Consider the following 18,200-nt stretch of genomic DNA (forward strand, 5'->3'; position numbering starts at 1 on the left):
CGGCCCTGCCCTCCGGCGTCAGGCGCGCTACCGGGAACGTGCCACCGCCGTGCCCGCCGCCGACCCCGTCCGGTGGCGCCAGGGCAGCTCGGCGGTCACGGAGGTCGGCCCGCCGGGCGGCGAGTCCACCGCGAACAGCCCGTCGACCGAGCCCAGCCGCTCCGTCAGCCCCGCGAGCCCCGTGCCCCCGTCGGTGGACGCCCCGCCGTGTCCGTCGTCCCGTACCTGGATCAGCAGCCGGTCCTCGGTGCGCCACAGGTCCACCCCGGCGGTGCGGGCGCCGCTGTGCTTGCTGATGTTCTGGAGCAGTTCGGAGACGGTGAAGTAGGCGATTCCCTCGATCGCGGGCGCCGGACGTTCCGGCAGCTCGACCGTCACCGTCACAGGGACGGTGCAGCGGGCCGAGAGCGCGGAGAGGGCGGGGCCGAGGCCGCGGTCGGTGAGGATCGCGGGGTGGATGCCGCGGGCGAGGTCGCGTAGCTCCTGGAGGGCGAGCTTCACCTCGCCGTGGGCCTCGTCGACCATCTTGGCGGCGGCTTCCGGGTCCTCGTCCAGCTTCTCCTTCGCCAGACCGAGCCCCATGGCGAGGGCGACCAGCCGGGCCTGGGCGCCGTCGTGGAGGTCGCGCTCGATGCGGCGCAGATCCGCGGCGGCGGTGTCGACCACCGTGCCCCGGTCCGACTCCAGCTCGGCGATCCGCCGCTCCAGCTCATCGGAGGGGAACAGCAGCCCGCGCACCATCGCCCGGTCCACATGCGTCAGCCCCCGGGCAATCCACGGCAGCACCGGCCAGGCGATGAACAGCGAGGTCAGGGTGAGAGCGAAGGTGACCACCGCCCACGGCAGCCGGACCAGGGCGTACAGCGTGGCACGCCAGCCGACCGGATCCCGCAGACTCGTCCACAACCGGCTGAGGACGCCACTGCCCGGCCGGTACGGCAGGGGGCTGGGCTCATCGATGCGCACCAAGAGCAGTGACCTGGCGCGGTTCCGCTCGAACCGGCCGAGGAGCCGGCTGAAGCGCAGCCCCAGGGCCAGCAGCGGCAGCCCCACCACCGTGACGGACAGCCCCAGCCCTACGGCAAGCCAGACCAGCGTGAAGATGAAGCAGAGAATGCCCACCGGCAGATTGGCCAGGAGATAGGCGATCTCCTTCCAGGTCTGCGCGGGAAAGGCGAACGCGGGCGGCCGCGGCAGCCGCTCGTCGCCGCGGCCACGGCCGCCGCCGTCGGGGTCGTGGACGGGGGAACTGGAGGTCATGGCAGCAAGACTGCCCGGCCCGGCGGGGGGATCGCCATGGGGGTAGCCCTACCGCATGGCGGACGGGCCGCTCGGCCGGGCGCCGGCAGGGCCTAGACTTCCCGTCCGTACGGATCGTCGAACACGCGAGGTCGACGAGGAGCGGGCAGGGACCACGAGACCAGGGAGCGAGGGCGGACGTGCCGGAGGCGACGACCGTACACACCATGAGTGGCGCCGGCGTCCAGCTCGCGGACGGCTACTTCTACGGCTATACGGTAGTCGGACTGCTGGCGGCGATCGGCGTGATCTTCGTCGCCGTGGCCTTCGGGGCCGGGCGGCTGCTGCGGCCCGTCGTGCCGACGCCGGAGAAGCTGCTGACCTACGAGTGCGGAGTGGACCCGGTGGGCGAGGGCTGGGCCCACACCCAGGTCCGTTACTACGTCTACGCTTTTCTGTATGTGATTTTCGCCGTGGACTCGATCTTCTTGTTCCCGTGGGCGACGGTTTTCGCGGCGCCCGGCTTCGGGGCCGCCACGCTGGTGGAGATGTTCATCTTCCTCGGGTTCCTCGCCGTAGGTCTGCTGTACGCATGGAAGAAGGGCGTCCTGGAGTGGACGTGACACCGAACCCGACGCCGAACCCGACGCCGACGCCGGCCGCCTCGGCGGTCCCCGCGCCGGTCCCCGCATCGGTCCCCGCCTCCGCTCCGGTGGACCTGCCGGAGCCGCGCCGTCTCGGCACGCTGGCCCGGCTGGCTCCCGAGCCGATGAAGGTGGTCCTGAACTGGGGCCGCCGCTACAGCCTGTGGGTCTTCAACTTCGGGCTCGCCTGCTGCGCGATCGAATTCATCGCCGCGTCGATGGCCCGCCACGACTTCATCCGGCTCGGCGTGATCCCCTTCGCGCCGGGGCCGCGCCAGGCCGACCTGATGGTCGTCTCCGGCACGGTCACGGACAAGATGGCGCCCGCGGTCAAGCGGCTGTACGAGCAGATGCCGGAGCCGAAGTACGTGATCTCCTTCGGGGCCTGCTCGAACTGCGGCGGCCCCTACTGGGACTCGTACGCCGTGACGAAGGGCGTCGACCAGATCATCCCCGTCGACGTCTACGTCCCCGGCTGCCCGCCCCGGCCCGAGGCGCTGCTGCAGGGCATCCTCAAGCTCCAGGAGAAGATCGCGCGCGAGTCGCTGGGCGAGCGCTACGGGACGTCGGGGCGCGGTGCCGAATCCACGGCCTCGGGCCGCCCGTCCGCGGCCGCGCTGCGCAGCGGGCTGGTCACGCCTCCGGGGCGGGAAGACACGACATGACCGAGCCGAACGAGACGCCGGAGCGGAACGAGACGCCGGAGGCCGCAGAGGTCGAGCCCGCAGAGGTCGAGCCGGCGGAGGTGGCGGAGCCCGCTGCGGTGGCCGCCCCGCCCGTGGGCTGGCTGCCGCGTTCCGCCACCGAGCTGTTCGGCGAGGGCGCCACGGCGGAGGAGGCGTACGACCTGCTCACCGTCGACGTCCCGGCCGACTCCTGGATCGCGTCGCTGGAGACGGCCCGCGACACCCTCGGCTGCAGCTACTTCGACTGGCTGAGCGCGGTCGACGAGCCGGGCACCGGCTTCCGGGTGGCCGCGTACGTCGTCGCCCTCGGCGGGAGCGGGGGCGCGGGTGCGGCCGGGAGCGGGGGCGCGGGTGCGGCCGGGCGCGCGGTGCGCGGTCTGCTGGTGCGCACCACCGTGCCGCACGACGCGGCCGCGCTGCCGACCGCGACCGGCGTCTATGCCGGGGCGGCCTGGCATGAGCGCGAGACCCACGAGATGTTCGGCATCGGCTTCACCGGCCACCCCGGTCTCGCGCCGCTGCTGCTCCCCGACGGCTTCGAGGGGCATCCGCTGCGCAAGGACTTCGTGCTGGCGGCCCGGGTCGTCAAGGCATGGCCGGGCGCGAAGGAGCCGGGGGAGTCGGGCACCGGCCACGCCCCCAAGCGACGGCAGATGCTGCCGCCGGGCGTCCCCGACCCCAACGAGTGGGGCCCCCTCAAGGGCCAGCTACCCCCCGCCCCGGCCCGCCCGGCCCGCGGCGGCCCCCGCGCGGCAGGCGCCGCGGCGGGCGAGCGCCCCGCCCGCCGCACCCGCACCGCGACAGCCGGCTCCGCGAGCCAGCGCCCGGCAGGCGCGGAGCCAACGGCGGACACTCCGACTCCGGCACCCGAACGCCCGGCGCGGCGTTCGCGCAGCGTGAGCGAGGGTTCGGCGAGCCGGCGCCCGGGGGGTGCGGAGGCGGCGGATGCTCAGAGCTCGGTGGTCCAGCGTCCGGGGAGCGGCGAGTCGGCGGCCGACTCGCACACCCCGGCGGCGGAGCGTCCGGGAGGGGCTGGGGCGGCGGGGGAGACTCCGGCCTCGGCGGGTGCGGAGGCCCCGGGTCCGGTCGAACGCCCGGCGCGGGGTTCGCGCAGCGTGAGCGAGGGTTCGGCAAGCCGGCGCCCGGGCGGTGCGGAGCCGACAGCGGACGATCAGACCCCAGCGGCCGAACGCCCGGCAGGCGCCGAGGCGGCGGGGGAGACCCATGCTCCAGAGGCCGAGCGTCCGGCGCGGCGCTCCCGTACCGCCGGTGAGGGGTCCGCGAGCCGGCGTTCGGCGGGTGCGGAGCCCACGGCGGAAGCCTCGGCCTCGGACGCGGCCGCCAGTCGGCAGGCCGCAGCCGATAAGCCCTCGGCCCCCGCCGAGCCACCGGCGCCCGAAGGCGCGGCGGCCGAAGCCCCGGCGCCCGAAGCCCCCGCGGCCGATGGCGTCGTCGAGCCCGAATCGACCGCATCCGCGTCCCCGGCGCACCCGCGGCGCCCCGCGCCGCGGACCCGATCGTCCGATGCCCCCTGGCATCACGCGCGCCCCGCGCGGGACGAGGATGCCGAGTCCCCGCGCGAGCCGGAGGCAGCGGAGGCACCGGAGGCCGGGGCAGACGGAGACGGACGAGGCGGGGAGAAACCCGACTCCGCCTCCGACACCCCCGACACCCCCGACACCAACTCCGACGACCAGCCAGGAGGCACCGCGTGAACGACGTCCTCGACGTCGCGCTGCGACTGCTCGCCCTCCTGCTCGCCTTCCTCATACTGCCCCTGCTCGTGGGGCAGACCGAGCACAAGGTCATGGCCCATATGCAGGGCCGCCTCGGGCCGATGTACGCGGGCGGGTTCCACGGATGGGCCCAGCTCGTCGCGGACGGGGTGAAGTTCGCGCAGAAGGAAGACGTCGTACCCACCGGCGCCGACCGGCGGATCTTCCAGCTCGCGCCCGCCGTCGCCCTGCTGCCGTACCTGCTCGTCCTCGTCGCGATCCCGGTCGGCCCCGCCGAGGGCGCCGTCGGCCAGGTCGTGGACGCGGGCATCTTCTTCGTGCTCGCCGTGATGGGCGTCGGGGTGCTGGGTTCGCTGATGGCGGGCTGGGCCTCGGCGAACAAGTTCTCCCTCCTCGGGGGCCTGCGTACGGCCGCCCAGCTCATGGCGTACGAGCTGCCGATGCTGCTCACCGCCGCCTCCGTGGCGATGGCGGCGGGCACGGTCTCGCTGCCCGGCATCCTCGCGGCGTTCGAGTGGTGGTGGGTGCCGTGGCAGATCGTCGGCGGGGTGGTGTTCTTCACCGCCGGTCTCGCCGAGCTGCAGCGTCCGCCGTTCGACGCGCCGGTCGCCGACTCCGAGATCATCTTCGGTGCGTACACCGAGTACACCGGGCTGCGGTTCGCGCTCTTCCTGCTCGCCGAGTACGCGGGCATCGTCATCCTGTGCGGGCTGACCACCGTCCTCTTCCTCGGCGGCTGGCACGGTCCGTTCGCCGACGGCCTCGGCTGGCTGTGGACGCTGCTGAAGACGGCCGTCCTCGCCTTCGTCGTGATCTGGTTGCGGGTCAGCTATCCGCGGCTGCGCGAGGACCAGCTACAGCGGTTCGCCTGGACCTGCCTCATTCCGCTCTCACTGGCCCAGATCGCCCTCACCGGCGTCGTCAAGGTGGTGATCTCCTGATGGGCATCCCCGGATCCGGCCTGGCCAAGGGCCTGGCCGTCACCCTCCGCACGATGACCCGGAAGTCGCACACCGCGCAGTATCCGGACGCGCAGCCCGAGTTGCCGCCCCGTACCCGCGGGGTGATCGGGCTGTTCGAGGAGAACTGCACGGTCTGCATGCTGTGCGCCCGCGAATGCCCGGACTGGTGCATCTATATCGACTCGCACAAGGAGACCGTCCCCCCGGCCGCCCCCGGCGGGCGCGAGCGCAGCCGCAATGTGCTGGACCGGTTCGCGATCGACTTCGCCCTGTGCATGTACTGCGGTATCTGCATCGAGGTGTGTCCTTTCGACGCGCTCTTCTGGTCGCCGGAGTTCGAGTACGCGGAGGAGGACATCCGCGATCTCACCCATGAGCGGGACAAGCTCCGCGAGTGGATGTGGACGGTGCCCGCGCCGCCCGCGCTCGACCCGCGCGCTGAGGAGCCCAAGGAGATCGGCGCCGCCCGTAAGGCCGCCGACAAGCTCGCCGCCGCGGAGGCCGCGGCCGCCGCCGAGGCCGCGCAGGCCGAGGCGGAGCACGCCTCCGACACGAGCGACGGGCCCAACGGGACCAACGCGAGCGACGGGACCAACGCGAGCGACGGGCCCAACGCGAGCGACGGGGCCGACAGGACCAACGGCACCGACGGATCCGACGGAAACGGAGCCGCCACGTGAGTCCCGCGGTCCACCTGGCCGCCACCGGCCACGGGTTCCTGTCGCCGACCGGCGTCGAGATCGCCTTCCTGCTGGTGGGCATCGCGACCCTCGGCGCGGCCGTCCTCACCGTCACCACCAAGCAACTGGTGCACGCCGCCCTATGGCTGGTGGTGGCGCTCGGCGGCATCGCCGTGGAGTACCTCCTGCTCACGGCGGAGTTCATCGCCTGGGTGCAGGTGCTGATCTACGTCGGCTCCGTCGTCGTCCTCCTCCTCTTCGGGCTGATGCTCACCAAGGCGCCCATCGGCCCCTCCCCGGACGCCGATTCGGGCAACCGCCCGGCCGCGCTCGCGGTGGCCGTGGCCGCCGCGGGCGTCCTGGTGTGGGTGGTCGTGGACGCCTTCCGGACCACCTGGATCGAGCTCGACAAGGGCGTCCAGGGCTCCACCGCCGTCTCCGGTGAGAGCCTCTTCCGCCACTGGGTGCTGCCGTTCGAGGCGCTGTCCGTGCTCCTCCTCGCCGCGCTCGTCGGCGCGATCGTCCTGTCCCGTAAGACCGCCGAACCGCGGGACGCCCAGAGCGGCAAGGAGAAGCGCTGATGCACCTCGCCTACCCCGCCGTGCTCGCCGTCCTCCTCTTCTGCACGGGCCTGTACGGCGTCCTCGCCCGCCGCAACGCGATCCTGATGCTGATGTCGGTCGAGCTGATGCTCAACGCCGTCAACCTCAACCTCGTCGCCTTCGACGTCTGGCTCCGCGACACCCTGCACGCGGGCCAGGCCCTGACCCTCTTCACCATCGCCATCGCCGCCGCCGAGATCGGCATCGGCCTCGCCATCGTCCTCCTCGTCCACCGCAACCGCGGCACCGCCGACGTCGACAGACTCCGGGACCTGGCCGACCCCCCGTCGGACGGCCAGGACCCGATGGACGACAGCATGGCAGCCCCCACTGACAACGCCGCCGACCAGGCACGACGCGCCCGGAGGCAGACCGCGTGACGACCACGACCGCCGCCGTTCTCGTCCCCCTGCTGCCCTTCCTCGGCGCCGTGGCCGGGCTCCTGCTGAGCCGCCGCGCCCCCGGTTTCGTCCGCCCCCTCGCGGTGCTGCCGACCCTCGCCGCGGCCGGGCTCGCCGTGCTCGTCGCCGTACGGCAGGGCGGGGGAGCGGGCGGTGGCACGGCCCCGCTCACCGCCGCGACCCGGCTCGCCGACACCGGCTCGGTCCCCATCGACCTCGCCCTGCAGGTCGACGGCTTCGCCGCCCTGGTCGCGGTCCTCGTCGCCGTCGTCGCCTGCTGTGTGCAGATCTACTCGACCGGCTACCTGCGGGACGACCCCCGCTACCCCTCCTACGCCGCGCTCGTCTCCCTCTTCACCGCCGCGATGCTCCTGGTCGTCTACTCCGACGACCTGATCGTGCTGCTCGTCGGCTGGGAGATCATGGGCATCTGCTCGTACTTCCTGGTGGGCCACTACTGGGAGACCGCGGCCGCGCGCTCGGCGTCCCTGAAGGCGTTCCTGGTCACCAAGCTCGGCGACGTGCCGTTCCTGATCGGCATCTTCGCGCTCGCGGGCGACACCGGCACGTTCCGGATCAGCGAGATCCACACCCGGCTGACCTCCGAGACCGCCGGGGTGCCGCTGGACCACCCCACCCTGATCGCGCTGCTGCTGCTGGCCGGGGTCGCGGGCAAGTCCGCGCAGTTCCCGCTGCACACCTGGCTGCCGGACGCGATGGCCGGTCCCACCCCGGTCTCCGCGCTGATCCACGCGGCCACCATGGTCGCCGCCGGTGTCTTTGTCGTGGCCCGGCTGCTGCCCGTCTTCGCCTCCTCCGCCGCCGCGCTCGCCGTCCTGGCCGCCATGGCGGCCGTGACGATGGTCGGCTCGGCGCTCGCCGCGCTCGCCCAGGACGACATCAAACGCGTCCTCGCCTACTCGACCGTCGGCCAACTCGGTTATATGACGGGCGCGCTGGCCGTCGACGACCGCGGTGCCGCCGTCTTCCACCTCATCACCCACGGCGCGTTCAAGGCGCTGCTCTTCCTCGGCGCGGGCGTGGTGATCCACGCCGCCGGCAGCAACTCCCTCGCCGCCATGTCCCGGATGAGCGGCCTCGCCCAGCGCATCCCCGACGCCTTCTGGACGATGACGGTCGCGCTGCTCGCGCTCGCCGCCATCCCGCCCTTCGCGGGCTTCTTCTCCAAGGAGGCCGTCCTCGGCACGGCCGAGCACGCCGCGACCGGCCACACCCCCGGCGTCCCCGAGGGCGTCGGCTGGACCGTGCTCCTCGCCGGGCTCCTTACCGCGCTCCTCACCGCCGGATACGCGGCCCGGCTGTGGCTGCTCGCCTTCCGCGGCCGGGGCGAGCCCGTCCCCGACCACGGCAAGCAGCCGGTGGCCATGAACGCCGTCCTGTGGGTGCTGTTCATCCCCACGGCCGCCCTCGGCCTCGCCTACGGCACGCTGCCCGACTGGTTCGACGGCGAGACGCTCACCCCGACCCTCACCACCTCCGTCCTCGGCACCGGGCTGGCCCTGGCCGGCGCCCTCGTCATGTACGGCGCCTGGCGGCACAGCTCGGCCCGGGCCGCCCACGTCCCGCTCGGCGCGGTGGCCGCCCACCCCGAAGCCGCCGACGCCGTCTCCGAGGCCGAGGCCATCGCCACCCACGAGGCGGCCTACGGCTCCATCGCGGGCGCCAGCGACCCCGCCGACCCCGGGCGGCTGCTCCTGGGCCCGCTGCACCGCCACGCGGCCGTCGGCTTCCACCTCGACGCCGTCTACAGCGCCCTGTTCGTCCGGCCCGTGGCCGCCGCCGCCCGGCTCGTCCGCTTCCTCGACCGCGAGGTCGTCGAGACGTACGTACGCGGCGCGGGCGGTGTGCCCCGCCTGCTCGGCGCGGCCGTCCGCCGCGCCCAGACCGGCAATGTGCAGACCTACCTCGGCGCGCTGCTCGCGGGCTCCCTCGTCCTGGCCGTGGCCGCCGTCCTCGTCGCAGCGGGAGCCTGACCCGTGAACCACACCGTCCTGCAACTCCTCCTCGCCGCCCTGGTCGTGCTCCCCCTGCTCGGCAGCGTCACCGCCCTGCTCCCGGCCCCGCCCGGGCTGCGCGGCCGCGGGCCGGACCAGGCCGTACTGCGCCACGGCGTGACCGTCACCGGAGTGGTGCTCGCCGCCGCCATCGCCCTGGCCGCCGGTTTCGACCACGACCACCCGGCCAGGATGCAGGCCCAGACGGACATCGGCTGGATCCCGGCGCTGGACATCCGCATCCACCTCGGCGTGGACGGCGTCTCGCTGCCGCTGCTCGTGCTGACCGCGCTGCTGACCTTCCTCAGCGCGCTCTACGCCTACTTCAACCGGCCCGCCGGGCCGTCCCCCAGGGCCTTCGTCGCGCTGCTGCTGCTCCTCGAGTCCGGCACCCTGGCCAGCTTCGCGGTGCTGGACCTGATGCTGTTCTTCCTGGCGTTCGAGATGGTCCTCATCCCGATGTACTTCCTCATCAACCGGTGGGGCAGCGGCGAACGGGACCGTGCCGCCTGGCGGTTCATCCTCTACACACTGCTCGGCTCCGTCGTCATGCTGCTCGGCCTGCTCCTCGTCGGGCTGGGGGGCGGCACCTTCGACATGGTGGCACTCGCCAGCACTGCATCCGATAGCGCCTCCGGCGCGGGGGGCTCCGGGCTCAGCCACACCACCCAGTTGATCGCGGCCCTCGCCATCATCGTCGGACTCGCCGTCAAGGCCCCCATGTGGCCTTTGCACAGCTGGCTGCCCGACGCCCATACCGCCGCCCCCACCGTCGGCTCGGTGCTGCTGGCGGGCGTGCTGCTCAAGATGGGCACGTACGGGCTGGTCCGCATCGTGCTGCCGATCACCCCCGGGGCGGCCCACACCTACGCGCCCTACCTCGCCGCGTTCGCCGTGGTCGGCATCATCTACGGATCCCTCGCCTGCCTGGCCCTGGCCCGCACCGGCGCCAAGGGCGACCTCAAGCGCCTGATCGCCTACTCCTCCGTCGGCCATATGGGCTTCGTGCTGCTGGGCATCGCGACCCTCACCCCCACCGGCGTGAACGGCGCGCTCTTCGCCAACATCGCCCACGGCCTGATCACCGGACTGCTCTTCTTCCTCGTCGGCGCCCTCAAGGACCGCTCCGGCACCACCGACCTCGACCAGCTCGCGGGCACCAGCGGCGCCGCCCTGTACGGCAGGGCGCCGCGCCTGGGCGGACTGCTCGCCTTCGGCGCCGTGGCCTCCCTGGGGCTGCCCGGACTCGCCGGGTTCTGGGGCGAGATGCTCGCCATGTTCGGCGCCTTCGACCCCGCCGACGGGCTCAGCCGCCCGGCGTATCTCACCTATATGGCGTTCGCCGGCTTCGGCACCCTGCTCACCGCCGCCTACATGCTCATCGTCGTACGCCGCGTCTGCATGGGTGACCATCCGATCGAGCCCCGCGTCGGGACCGAGCCCGAGCGGCCCGCCCTCGCCGACGTCCGCGGCTATGAATTCGCCGCCTGGAGCCCCCTGGTGGCCCTCACCGTCCTCGCCGGACTGTGGCCCGCGGCCCTCCTCGGCCTCACCGACCCGGCCGTGCAGCAGCTCCTCGCGGGAGGCAACCGATGACTGCGAACGCCACGAGCCTGGCCACCAGCCTCGTCCAGTCCGTCGACTGGCTCGCCGTCGCACCGCCCACCATCGCGGCCCTGGCCGGCCTCGCCGTCCTCGTCGCGGACCTCTTCCTGCCCGAGCGCAGGAAGCATCTGCTGGGCTGGGGAGCGATAGCGGGACTGGCCCTGGCCGCGCTCGCCCTGCTGCCGCTGCTGGACGGCGACCGCTCCACCTTCTGCCTGACCAGCGGCGCCCACGCGTGCAGCTACACGGCCGACACCTTCACCCTCGTCATCCAGTTCCTCGTGCTCGGCGGGGCGCTGCTCACCGGGCTGCTGTCCTTCAGCGCTCTCGACGACCTCAAACTCCCGGCGGGCGAATTCTGGTTCCTGCTGCTGTCCTCGGCCGCCGGGGCGGCTCTGCTGCCCGCCTCCCGCGATCTGGCGACCCTGGTCATCGCCCTCGAAGTGGCCTCGCTCCCGGCCTTCGCCCTGGTGGGCCTGCGCCGTGGCGACCGCCTGTCCTCCGAGGCCGCGCTGAAGTTCTTCCTCTCCTCGGTCACCGCGACCGCCGTGATGCTGCTCGGCGTCAGCTTCGTCTACGCCGCCACCGGCAGCCTCCATCTGTCCCGGATCGCGGATGCCCTCACCCATGTCGACCCGCGGCTCGACACGCTCGCCCAGGCGGGGGTCGTGCTCACCCTGGTGGGCTTCGCGTTCAAGACCGCCGCCGTGCCCTTCCACTTCTGGGTGCCCGACACCTACGTCGGCGCCCCCGTGCCCGTCGCGGCGTATCTATCGGTCGTCGGTAAGGCGGTCGGCTTCTCCGGCCTCATCCTGGTGACCGTCCTCGCCTTCCCCTCCTACGCCGATGTGTGGGGCCCGGCCGTCGCCGTCCTGGCCGCCCTCACCATGACCGCGGGGAACGCCGCGGCGCTGCGCCAGCGCCCGGAGCGCGCCTTCAGCGCCGTACGCCTGCTCGCCTGGTCCTCCGTCGCCCAGGCGGGCTATCTGCTGGTCCCGATCGCCGCGGCCGGCTACGCGGACTCCGCCAAGGACGCCTCCCGCGCCATCGGCTCCACCGTCGCGTACGCCCTGATGTACGCGGCCGTGAACCTCGGCGCCTTCGCCGTGGCCGCCCTGGTGGCCCGTACGAGCCCGGCCAACCGCCTCACCGACTACCGCGGGCTGTACGCGGCCCGCCCGGCCGCCGCCCTGGCGCTCGGCTTCTTCCTCCTGTGCCTGGCCGGGCTGCCCCCGGGCGTCATCGGGCTCTTTGCCAAGGTGACCGTCTTCTCGGCGGCCGTGGACGCGGGGCTGGGCTGGCTCGCGGTGGTGATGGCGCTCAACGTGGTCGTGGCGCTCTACTACTACCTCCAGTGGACGGCGCTGCTCTTCCGCGCCCCCGAGCCCGCCGCCGGGGCGGAGCCCGCGCCCGCCGCCGGGGCGGAGCCCGCGCCCGCCGCCGGGGCGGCCGTCGCCCGCCCGCGCGCCATTCCCCTTACGGCGGCCATCGGCCTCACCGCGGTCGTCGGCATCGCCCTGTCCGGCGCCCCGCAGCTCGTCCTGCGGTTCGCCTCGGACACCCTGCTGTAAACCGCTCCCGCGTCCGCCGCGGGTCTCCGTTCGCCCTACTTACGGCCGCCATCGGCCTCAACTCGGTCATCGGCCACCGGCCGTGCGGGCGGTCGGATCCGGCCGTGCGGGCCGTCGGCATCGGCCGCGCGCCCGCACCCGTGTGCACAAGGGAACTGGTGCCCTTCGCCTGGCGTTGACTTTTTCAGGAGGGTCCACTGGAAGGTGGAGACACCAGGCAAAGCGTTCCCCTGCGGCACAACGGGAGGGCACACAGTGCACCGCCGGCACAACGGGCTGAAGACCGCCGTACTCCTCGGTGGTCTGTCCGCGATCATCATCCTCATCGGCAGCCTCTTCGGCCGCACCGGGCTGATCATCGCGGTCGTCGTCGCACTCGGGACCAACGCATATGCCTACTGGAACAGTGACAAGCTGGCCCTGCGCGCGATGCGCGCCCGCCCCGTCAGCGAGTTCGAGGCACCGGGGCTGTACCGCATGGTGCGCGAGCTCTCCACGGCCGCGCGTCAGCCGATGCCCCGGCTCTACATCTCCCCGACCGAGGCCCCCAACGCCTTCGCCACCGGCCGCAACCCCCGTAACGCGGCGGTCTGCTGCACCGACGGCATTCTGCGGCTGCTGGACGAGCGCGAGCTGCGCGGGGTCCTCGGCCATGAGCTCAGCCATGTCTACAACCGCGACATCCTGATCTCCTCGATCGCGGGCGCGCTCGCCAGCGTCGTCATGTTCCTGGTGAATTTCGCCTGGCTGATCCCCATGGGCCGGTCCGACGACGACGAGGGCCCCGGCTTCCTCGGCATGCTGCTGATCATGATCCTCGGCCCGCTCGCGGCCTCCATCATCCAGCTCGCCGTGAGCCGCTCCCGCGAATACGAGGCTGACGCCTCCGGAGCCCAGCTCACCGGCGACCCCCTGGCCCTCGCCAGCGCCCTGCGCAAGCTGGAAGCCGGTACGAAGCAGCTTCCGCTGCCGCCCGAGCCCCGCCTGGAGACCGCCAGCCACCTGATGATCGCCAACCCGTTCCGCGCCGGTGAGGGCATGGCCAAGCTCTTCTCCACTCACCCGCCCATGCGGGAGCGCATCGCCCGACTCGAGCAGATGGCAGGACACCAACCGTGAAAACCCTCCTGAACCTCATCTGGCTGATCTTCGCCGGCCTCTGGATGGCGATCCTCTACGTCTTCGCCGGGGTCCTCCTCTGCCTCACGATCATCGGCATCCCCTTCGCGCTCGCCTCCTGGCGCATCGCCGGCTTCGCCCTCTGGCCCTTCGGCCGCACCACCGTCCCCCGCCCCGGCGCCGGAGCCGCCTCCTGCGTCGGCAACGTCCTCTGGCTCATCCTCGCGGGCTGGTGGCTGGCGCTCGGCCACCTGCTCACCGGCGTCGTCCTCTGCATCACGATCATCGGCATCCCCCTGGGCCTGGCCAACTTCAAGCTCATCCCGATCTCCCTGGCTCCCCTCGGCGTCGACATCGTCCCCACCGACCAGCCCTTCGGCCACCGCTGACCTGCCCGCCGACAACACCAGGGGCGGCACGGCCACGCCGCACCGCCCCTGCCGCACCGGTCCGAGTGCCGGCTACCGGTAGTTCACGAACTGCACCGCGAAGTCCAGGTCCTTGCCCTTGAGCAGGGCGATCACGGCCTGCAGGTCATCCCGGTTCTTGGAGGTCACCCGCAGCTCTTCGCCCTGCACCTGCGCCTTGACGCCCTTGGGCCCCTCATCGCGGATGATCTTCGCGACCTTCTTCGCGTTGTCCTGCGAGATCCCCTCCTGCAGCGAGGCGAAGATCTTGTACTCCTTGCCCGACGCCTGGGGCTCGCCCGCGTCCAGGGCCTTCAGCGAGATCCCGCGCTTGACCAGCTTGGACTGGAAGACGTCGAGGATCGCCTTGACCCGCTCCTCGGAGTTGGCTCGCATCTCGATCCGCTCGCCCGACCACTCGATCGAGGCGCCGACGTTCTTGAAGTCGTAGCGCTGGGAGATCTCGCGGCTCGCCTGGTTCAGAGCGTTGTCGACCTCCTGCCGCTCGACCTTCGAGACGATGTCGAAACTGGAGTCGGCCATCTTGAGTTGGCTCCTCGTACGTAGATCCGTCAGTGGCACGGCCCAGCGGACCGCTCCAGCCAGCCTAGCGATCTCGGCCATGATCCAGAGGCGATCAACCGGGTGGCGAAGCACCCCCGCGCATCAGGTATTGTTTACGTCGTTGCCAGGGAGCAGCACCGCGAGAGCGGGGCGCCTGGCCACATCCCAGGCGGTGTGCCCGAGTGGCCAATGGGAGCGGACTGTAAATCCGTCGGCTTAGCCTACCCAGGTTCGAATCCTGGCGCCGCCACAGTGGGAAAACGGCCCCCGAGCTGCGAAAACGCAGCCGGGGGCCGTTTTCGTTGGCGAGCGAGGATCGCGCCCGGAATGGGGCGGTCTATCCCGCTGTGTCTCACCCGATCTCGCGTGCTGACCACTGCGTGTGGGGCATGCGTGGGGCACGCTCGGGGATCATCCCCAGTTCTTCAGCGCCTCATCGATCCGGGCGTTCGCCATGGCTGTGGCGCCGTCCAGACACTTCGCGTAGACCTTCAGCAGCACGGCGACCGTGTGACCCGCACGGCGCGCGACCTCTACGGGGTCCACCCCCGAGTTCAGCCACAGCGAGACGCACGCGTGACGCAGGTCATACGGGCGGGCGCCAAGCGGTGAAGCCCGCTGCTCCGGCCCGAGCGCCACCTTTCGGGCCCGTGCCCAGACCTCCCCGTAGCCGCTCTCCTGAACCAGACCGCCGCGGGCGGTCCGGAAGAGTCGGCCATCGGGGGCCGCGCCGTACGTCTCCAGGTGCTCCCGCAGCATGGACACGAAGCCGGGCGGGATCGGGACGTGCCGCACGTCCTTCTCGGGGCGCCATTTCAGTCCGCGCTGGTCATGGGCGGTGCCTGAGTCGGTCCAGGAGCTTCCGACGCGCGGCCGGGAGCCGTCGAGGTGCAGCGTGCCCCACCCTTCCAGGGGCAGCTCACAGTTCTCGCGGCGCAGCCACACGGCCTCACCGGGGCGTAGCCCAGCGTGGTAGAGGCACCCGAAGAACGCCCGGAGGTGCTTCCCTCGGTCGCCCTGCTCGCTCACGGCCTCCAGCAGACGACGGGCTTGCCGTGGGTTGACCACGGCCCCGGGGTCCACCTGCTCCACAGGGTTGGGGATGGACCACTGCACCTGCGGAAGCGGGTTGGCGTCGAGCCGCCGAGCCTCCACGGCGAACCCAAGGGCATTGTGGAAGATCGCACGCTTCCGCCGGACCACAGAAGCGGCGGCGGCCTTCCCGTCCAGCCGGACCGTGAAGGCTGTGAGCACCTTCCGGAGCAGCAGCGGGTCATCCAGGGCGCTCATGGGCACCGCGTGTCGCTCGACCCATTCCAGCGTGCGCTGTACGTCTGCGGGTGGGTCCTCCGTCCATCGGTTCAGGTTGAAAGCCCAGCTATACAGCGCGCGGCGAAGCTGCCGAGCCTCCGGCATGCCGCGGCGCGTACTCACCAGGGCAGGGGTGGCACTGGCCATGGCCTCGGCCAGCGTGGTCCGGGTCTTCGCGGGAGCGGCCGGCCACTTCATCTCGATGTAGTCGCGGGCGTGCTGGTACCAGCTCACGTCATTGAGCTTGCGCAGCTCAGACAGGGGCAGGCCGGTCGCCTCGTCGAACCGCTCGCCGTTGTTCACTGCGGTGAGCAGTTCCGCGCGGCGGCCGTCGGCCAGGGTCTTGGTGCGGAACGTCTGGGAGTGCGGGGTGTCCCCGACCTTCCAGCGCAGCTCGGCCGAGGACTGCCCCCGGTCCTTCCGCTGCCGTACGGCCCAGACGCGGACTTTGAACGTGTGCGCCACGTGGTTCCTTCCATGCGAAAGGGGACCGGTCGCGGCGCGGCCGGTCCCCTTCGGGGGTGGGTCAGTAAGCGGGGGAGTCGAGGTCTCGCCACCAGGCGTCGAGGTCGCTTCGACGGACGCGCAGGTGGCCGTTCGGGAGCTTGATGAGCTTCGGGGCCTTGCCGCGGGCGCGCATCCGGTAGAAGGCGGCACGGCTCATCTTGATCTCTTTGAGGACGTCGGGGAGCTTGAGCTTGTCGTCGCGTGCCACGCGTTCGACTCCTTCGCTCTGATGGCGGGGTGTTGGGCTTTCCAGGGGCCGCGCCTGTCCGAAGCGCGGATTTCTGCGTCATCGCGTCACGCACGTCATTTGCGGCTCTGACCTGCGGTTATCCAGTGACGAGGGCAGCTCGGGGCGTGTCACAGGGTGGGGCGGGGTTCTGTCACCTGTGACGCGGGTGACGCGTGATGACGCAGGTTTGGCCGTCTGCGTCACCGCTGTCACTGCTGGTCAGGGGCCGGGGTCGGGTGGCTGGTGACGTGGGTGACGCAGGGTCTCTTCTCTTAGGAAAAAGAGAGGGGTGGTGTCTGTGGTGGTGCGGTGCGGCTCAGGACGTGAAGAAGGAGCCGCTGCGCGGCGCGTCTTGTGCGGCGGCGGCAGGCCGCCGGAACAGCAAGAGGAGCACCGTGCAGGGGCGCTGGGTGCTCCTCTTGCTGTTCGGCGCCGTGGTGGCGCGGGTCAGAACGCCGCGTCCTGCTGGTGCGGGGGCGGTGTCGCGGGGCGGGTCATCTCGATGTAGCGGGCGGAGCTGGTGCGGCCCCAGTCGATGAGGACGCCGCGTGCGGCGAGGGTCGGTTGTAGCCGCTTGAGCCGGTCGGAGAGGACCTTGCCGGTGGTGGGCCAGCCCTTGAGGGGGCGGCACTCCTCGCCGCTGTAGAGGCCGGTGAGGCAGTGCAGCCACTCCGAGGACGACATACGCACTTCCGCGCCCGTGTCGAGCCCGGCCGCGTGCTTGAGAACCGTCTGCGCGAGGAGGTCTCCTTCGATGACGTCGTCGTTGAGGTCATCGAGGCTGGCCCGGTACGCGGCCAGTGAGCCGAAGCCGGTAGCCGTGTCGAGTTGCGCGCACAGGTGGGCGAAGTCGGCCATCCTCAGGTCGGTGGGGGTGTCCGCCTGGGCGGCCCGCACCTTGACTGTCAGGTCCAGCAGGGAGCCGAGAACTACCGGCAGGATCTCCGCGTACTCGGTCCACAGCTCTGCCTCGGTTCGCCGCACCCGGGGCCGCACGAGACGGAGCGGGAGGAGGCGTTCGGCGAGGTCGGGCCTGATGACGCCGACGTCGATGCCGGTCAGGAGCATGGGGCGCCGGTAGCGGGAGCGGACGACGTCCCCGTCGGTGAACAGCGCGCGCTTGATGCTCTCGGCGCCGGTCACGATGCAGCACATGAGGTCGGACAGGTCCGGGGGCAGGTGGGAGAGGTTGTCCAGGGCGGTGACCCATCCGGCGGCAACGGCCGTGATCATGTTTTCCTCATCTTTCGGCGCCCGGCGCAGGTCACCGCTCATGCCCTCGATGATCCGTACGAGCATCCGGCCGCCGGTGGACTTGCCCGCCCCTTGGGGGCCGGTGAGGAACGGGGCGGGCACGGGCACGGACGGCTCCAGGCAGCCGATCAGCCAGGCGATGGCCAGGCACTCGGTCTCTGCGCTGGCGAAGTTACACAGGCGGAGCAGGAGGTCGATGCCCTTGCCGTCGGTGTCCTTGGCGGGCAGGGGGAGTTCGCCGGTGAGCTGGGTGCGCCGCCAGCAGACTTCCTGCGGGTCGGGGGTGAGGATGTCCCAGCCGGTGGGGTGGATGCGGACGGACTTGCCGTCGTTGCGGCCCAGGTCCAGCCAGGTCGCCCCGTCGAATCCGGGGGCGACGCGGATGTGGGTGGGCTGTACGTCCTCAGTCAGCGCGAGTGCTTCGATCAAGTCCAATGCCTCCTTGAGTGCGGTCCCGTTGAACACGCCGCGCCCGTCCCTGAACAGGCCGACCATGAGTTCCTGGCGGTGGCTTCCCGTGGTGCCCTGTGAGCGGATCGGGCGGGCCACCGGGTGGCCGTTCTTCTGCGCGTACACGGTTCCGTCGGCGGTGCGGAAGTACCGGAAGTGGGCCTGTGCGTAGTCGGTGATGACCTCGCGGGCGGGGTTCTTCTCGTCGTCGGACATGG

The 18,200-nt window shown here is 71.8% G+C and carries 17 protein-coding genes and 1 tRNA gene; 13 read left to right on the forward strand and 5 right to left on the reverse strand.

Annotated features, from left to right (window positions below; translation table 11 throughout):
• Window positions 1–27 precede the first annotated feature (27 nt).
• A complete protein-coding gene (locus STRVI_RS02780; protein WP_014054098.1) occupies window positions 28–1,260 on the reverse strand; it encodes a sensor histidine kinase in 1,233 nt (410 codons plus the stop codon).
• Between the two features lie 206 nt (window positions 1,261–1,466).
• Between STRVI_RS02780 and STRVI_RS02785 the strand changes: the two genes are divergently transcribed.
• The 12 genes from STRVI_RS02785 (at window position 1,467) to STRVI_RS02840 (ending at window position 13,649) form a co-directional block, all read left to right on the forward strand.
• Window positions 1,467–1,862, forward strand: coding sequence for an NADH-quinone oxidoreductase subunit A (locus STRVI_RS02785; protein ID WP_043237738.1), 396 nt, complete (start codon window positions 1,467–1,469; stop codon window positions 1,860–1,862).
• A complete protein-coding gene (locus tag STRVI_RS02790; RefSeq protein WP_014054100.1) occupies window positions 1,853–2,548 on the forward strand; it encodes an NADH-quinone oxidoreductase subunit B in 696 nt (231 codons plus the stop codon). Before STRVI_RS02785 ends, STRVI_RS02790 begins: the two co-directional genes overlap by 10 nt.
• Window positions 2,545–4,284 (forward strand): NADH-quinone oxidoreductase subunit C, encoded by a 1,740-nt coding sequence (locus STRVI_RS02795; RefSeq protein WP_014054101.1) that lies wholly within the window; start codon window positions 2,545–2,547, stop codon window positions 4,282–4,284. The genes STRVI_RS02790 and STRVI_RS02795 overlap by 4 nt, the downstream gene beginning before the upstream one ends.
• Window positions 4,281–5,246 carry a complex I subunit 1/NuoH family protein gene (locus STRVI_RS02800; RefSeq protein ID WP_014054102.1) on the forward strand — a complete coding sequence of 322 codons (966 nt, stop codon included), beginning with the start codon at window positions 4,281–4,283 and terminating at the stop codon, window positions 5,244–5,246. The genes STRVI_RS02795 and STRVI_RS02800 overlap by 4 nt, the downstream gene beginning before the upstream one ends.
• On the forward strand, window positions 5,246–5,947 hold the full coding sequence (locus tag STRVI_RS02805; RefSeq protein WP_014054103.1) for a NuoI/complex I 23 kDa subunit family protein: 702 nt from the start codon (window positions 5,246–5,248) through the stop codon (window positions 5,945–5,947). The genes STRVI_RS02800 and STRVI_RS02805 overlap by 1 nt, the downstream gene beginning before the upstream one ends.
• Window positions 5,944–6,528 (forward strand): NADH-quinone oxidoreductase subunit J family protein, encoded by a 585-nt coding sequence (locus STRVI_RS02810; RefSeq protein WP_014054104.1) that lies wholly within the window; start codon window positions 5,944–5,946, stop codon window positions 6,526–6,528. The genes STRVI_RS02805 and STRVI_RS02810 overlap by 4 nt, the downstream gene beginning before the upstream one ends.
• Entirely contained in the window at window positions 6,528–6,929 is a 402-nt protein-coding gene (nuoK, locus tag STRVI_RS02815) for an NADH-quinone oxidoreductase subunit NuoK (RefSeq protein WP_014054105.1), read from the forward strand. The genes STRVI_RS02810 and nuoK overlap by 1 nt, the downstream gene beginning before the upstream one ends.
• On the forward strand, window positions 6,926–8,944 hold the full coding sequence (locus STRVI_RS02820; protein WP_014054106.1) for an NADH-quinone oxidoreductase subunit 5 family protein: 2,019 nt from the start codon (window positions 6,926–6,928) through the stop codon (window positions 8,942–8,944). The genes nuoK and STRVI_RS02820 overlap by 4 nt, the downstream gene beginning before the upstream one ends.
• Window positions 8,945–8,947: 3 nt before the next feature.
• Window positions 8,948–10,561, forward strand: coding sequence for a complex I subunit 4 family protein (locus STRVI_RS02825; protein WP_014054107.1), 1,614 nt, complete (start codon window positions 8,948–8,950; stop codon window positions 10,559–10,561).
• Entirely contained in the window at window positions 10,558–12,141 is a 1,584-nt protein-coding gene (locus STRVI_RS02830; RefSeq protein WP_014054108.1) for an NADH-quinone oxidoreductase subunit N, read from the forward strand. Before STRVI_RS02825 ends, STRVI_RS02830 begins: the two co-directional genes overlap by 4 nt.
• Before the next feature lie 255 nt (window positions 12,142–12,396).
• Window positions 12,397–13,260: a zinc metalloprotease HtpX gene (gene htpX / locus STRVI_RS02835; protein ID WP_014054109.1), complete on the forward strand. Its 864-nt coding sequence runs from the start codon at window positions 12,397–12,399 to the stop codon at window positions 13,258–13,260.
• Window positions 13,257–13,649 (forward strand): YccF domain-containing protein, encoded by a 393-nt coding sequence (locus STRVI_RS02840; RefSeq protein ID WP_014054110.1) that lies wholly within the window; start codon window positions 13,257–13,259, stop codon window positions 13,647–13,649. The genes htpX and STRVI_RS02840 overlap by 4 nt, the downstream gene beginning before the upstream one ends.
• A gap of 72 nt (window positions 13,650–13,721) precedes the next feature.
• Here the strand turns inward: STRVI_RS02840 and STRVI_RS02845 are convergent, their stop codons facing one another.
• Window positions 13,722–14,210, reverse strand: coding sequence for a YajQ family cyclic di-GMP-binding protein (locus tag STRVI_RS02845; protein ID WP_014054111.1), 489 nt, complete (start codon window positions 14,208–14,210; stop codon window positions 13,722–13,724).
• 189 nt (window positions 14,211–14,399) lie between these two features.
• Here STRVI_RS02845 and STRVI_RS02850 point away from each other — a divergent pair.
• Window positions 14,400–14,481, forward strand: a tRNA-Tyr gene (locus STRVI_RS02850).
• Between the two features lie 161 nt (window positions 14,482–14,642).
• Here the strand turns inward: STRVI_RS02850 and STRVI_RS02855 are convergent.
• The 3 genes from STRVI_RS02855 to STRVI_RS02865 all read right to left on the reverse strand — a co-directional run bounded on the left by STRVI_RS02855 (window position 14,643) and on the right by STRVI_RS02865 (window position 18,198).
• A complete protein-coding gene (locus STRVI_RS02855; RefSeq protein WP_014054112.1) occupies window positions 14,643–16,007 on the reverse strand; it encodes a tyrosine-type recombinase/integrase in 1,365 nt (454 codons plus the stop codon).
• Between the two features lie 61 nt (window positions 16,008–16,068).
• Window positions 16,069–16,257 (reverse strand): helix-turn-helix transcriptional regulator, encoded by a 189-nt coding sequence (locus tag STRVI_RS02860; RefSeq protein ID WP_014054113.1) that lies wholly within the window; start codon window positions 16,255–16,257, stop codon window positions 16,069–16,071.
• 468 nt (window positions 16,258–16,725) lie between these two features.
• Window positions 16,726–18,198, reverse strand: a complete 1,473-nt coding sequence (locus tag STRVI_RS02865; protein WP_014054114.1) for a hypothetical protein — start codon at window positions 18,196–18,198, stop codon at window positions 16,726–16,728.
• Window positions 18,199–18,200 lie beyond the last annotated feature (2 nt).

This window comes from Streptomyces violaceusniger Tu 4113 (assembly GCF_000147815.2).
Taxonomy (GTDB): Bacteria; Actinomycetota; Actinomycetes; order Streptomycetales; family Streptomycetaceae; genus Streptomyces; species Streptomyces violaceusniger_A.

What these genes read in the sequence shown, in the direction of transcription:
- STRVI_RS02830 (WP_014054108.1), top strand. Translation starts at nt 10,558, where the DNA reads ATGACTGCGAACGCCACGAGCCTGGCCACCAGCCTCGTCCAGTCCGTC.
- STRVI_RS02845 (WP_014054111.1), bottom strand. Translation starts at nt 14,210, where the DNA reads ATGGCCGACTCCAGTTTCGACATCGTCTCGAAGGTCGAGCGGCAGGAG.
- STRVI_RS02780 (WP_014054098.1), bottom strand. Translation starts at nt 1,260, where the DNA reads ATGACCTCCAGTTCCCCCGTCCACGACCCCGACGGCGGCGGCCGTGGC.
- STRVI_RS02785 (WP_043237738.1), top strand. Translation starts at nt 1,467, where the DNA reads ATGAGTGGCGCCGGCGTCCAGCTCGCGGACGGCTACTTCTACGGCTAT.
- STRVI_RS02805 (WP_014054103.1), top strand. Translation starts at nt 5,246, where the DNA reads ATGGGCATCCCCGGATCCGGCCTGGCCAAGGGCCTGGCCGTCACCCTC.
- STRVI_RS02795 (WP_014054101.1), top strand. Translation starts at nt 2,545, where the DNA reads ATGACCGAGCCGAACGAGACGCCGGAGCGGAACGAGACGCCGGAGGCC.
- STRVI_RS02865 (WP_014054114.1), bottom strand. Translation starts at nt 18,198, where the DNA reads ATGTCCGACGACGAGAAGAACCCCGCCCGCGAGGTCATCACCGACTAC.
- nuoK (WP_014054105.1), top strand. Translation starts at nt 6,528, where the DNA reads ATGCACCTCGCCTACCCCGCCGTGCTCGCCGTCCTCCTCTTCTGCACG.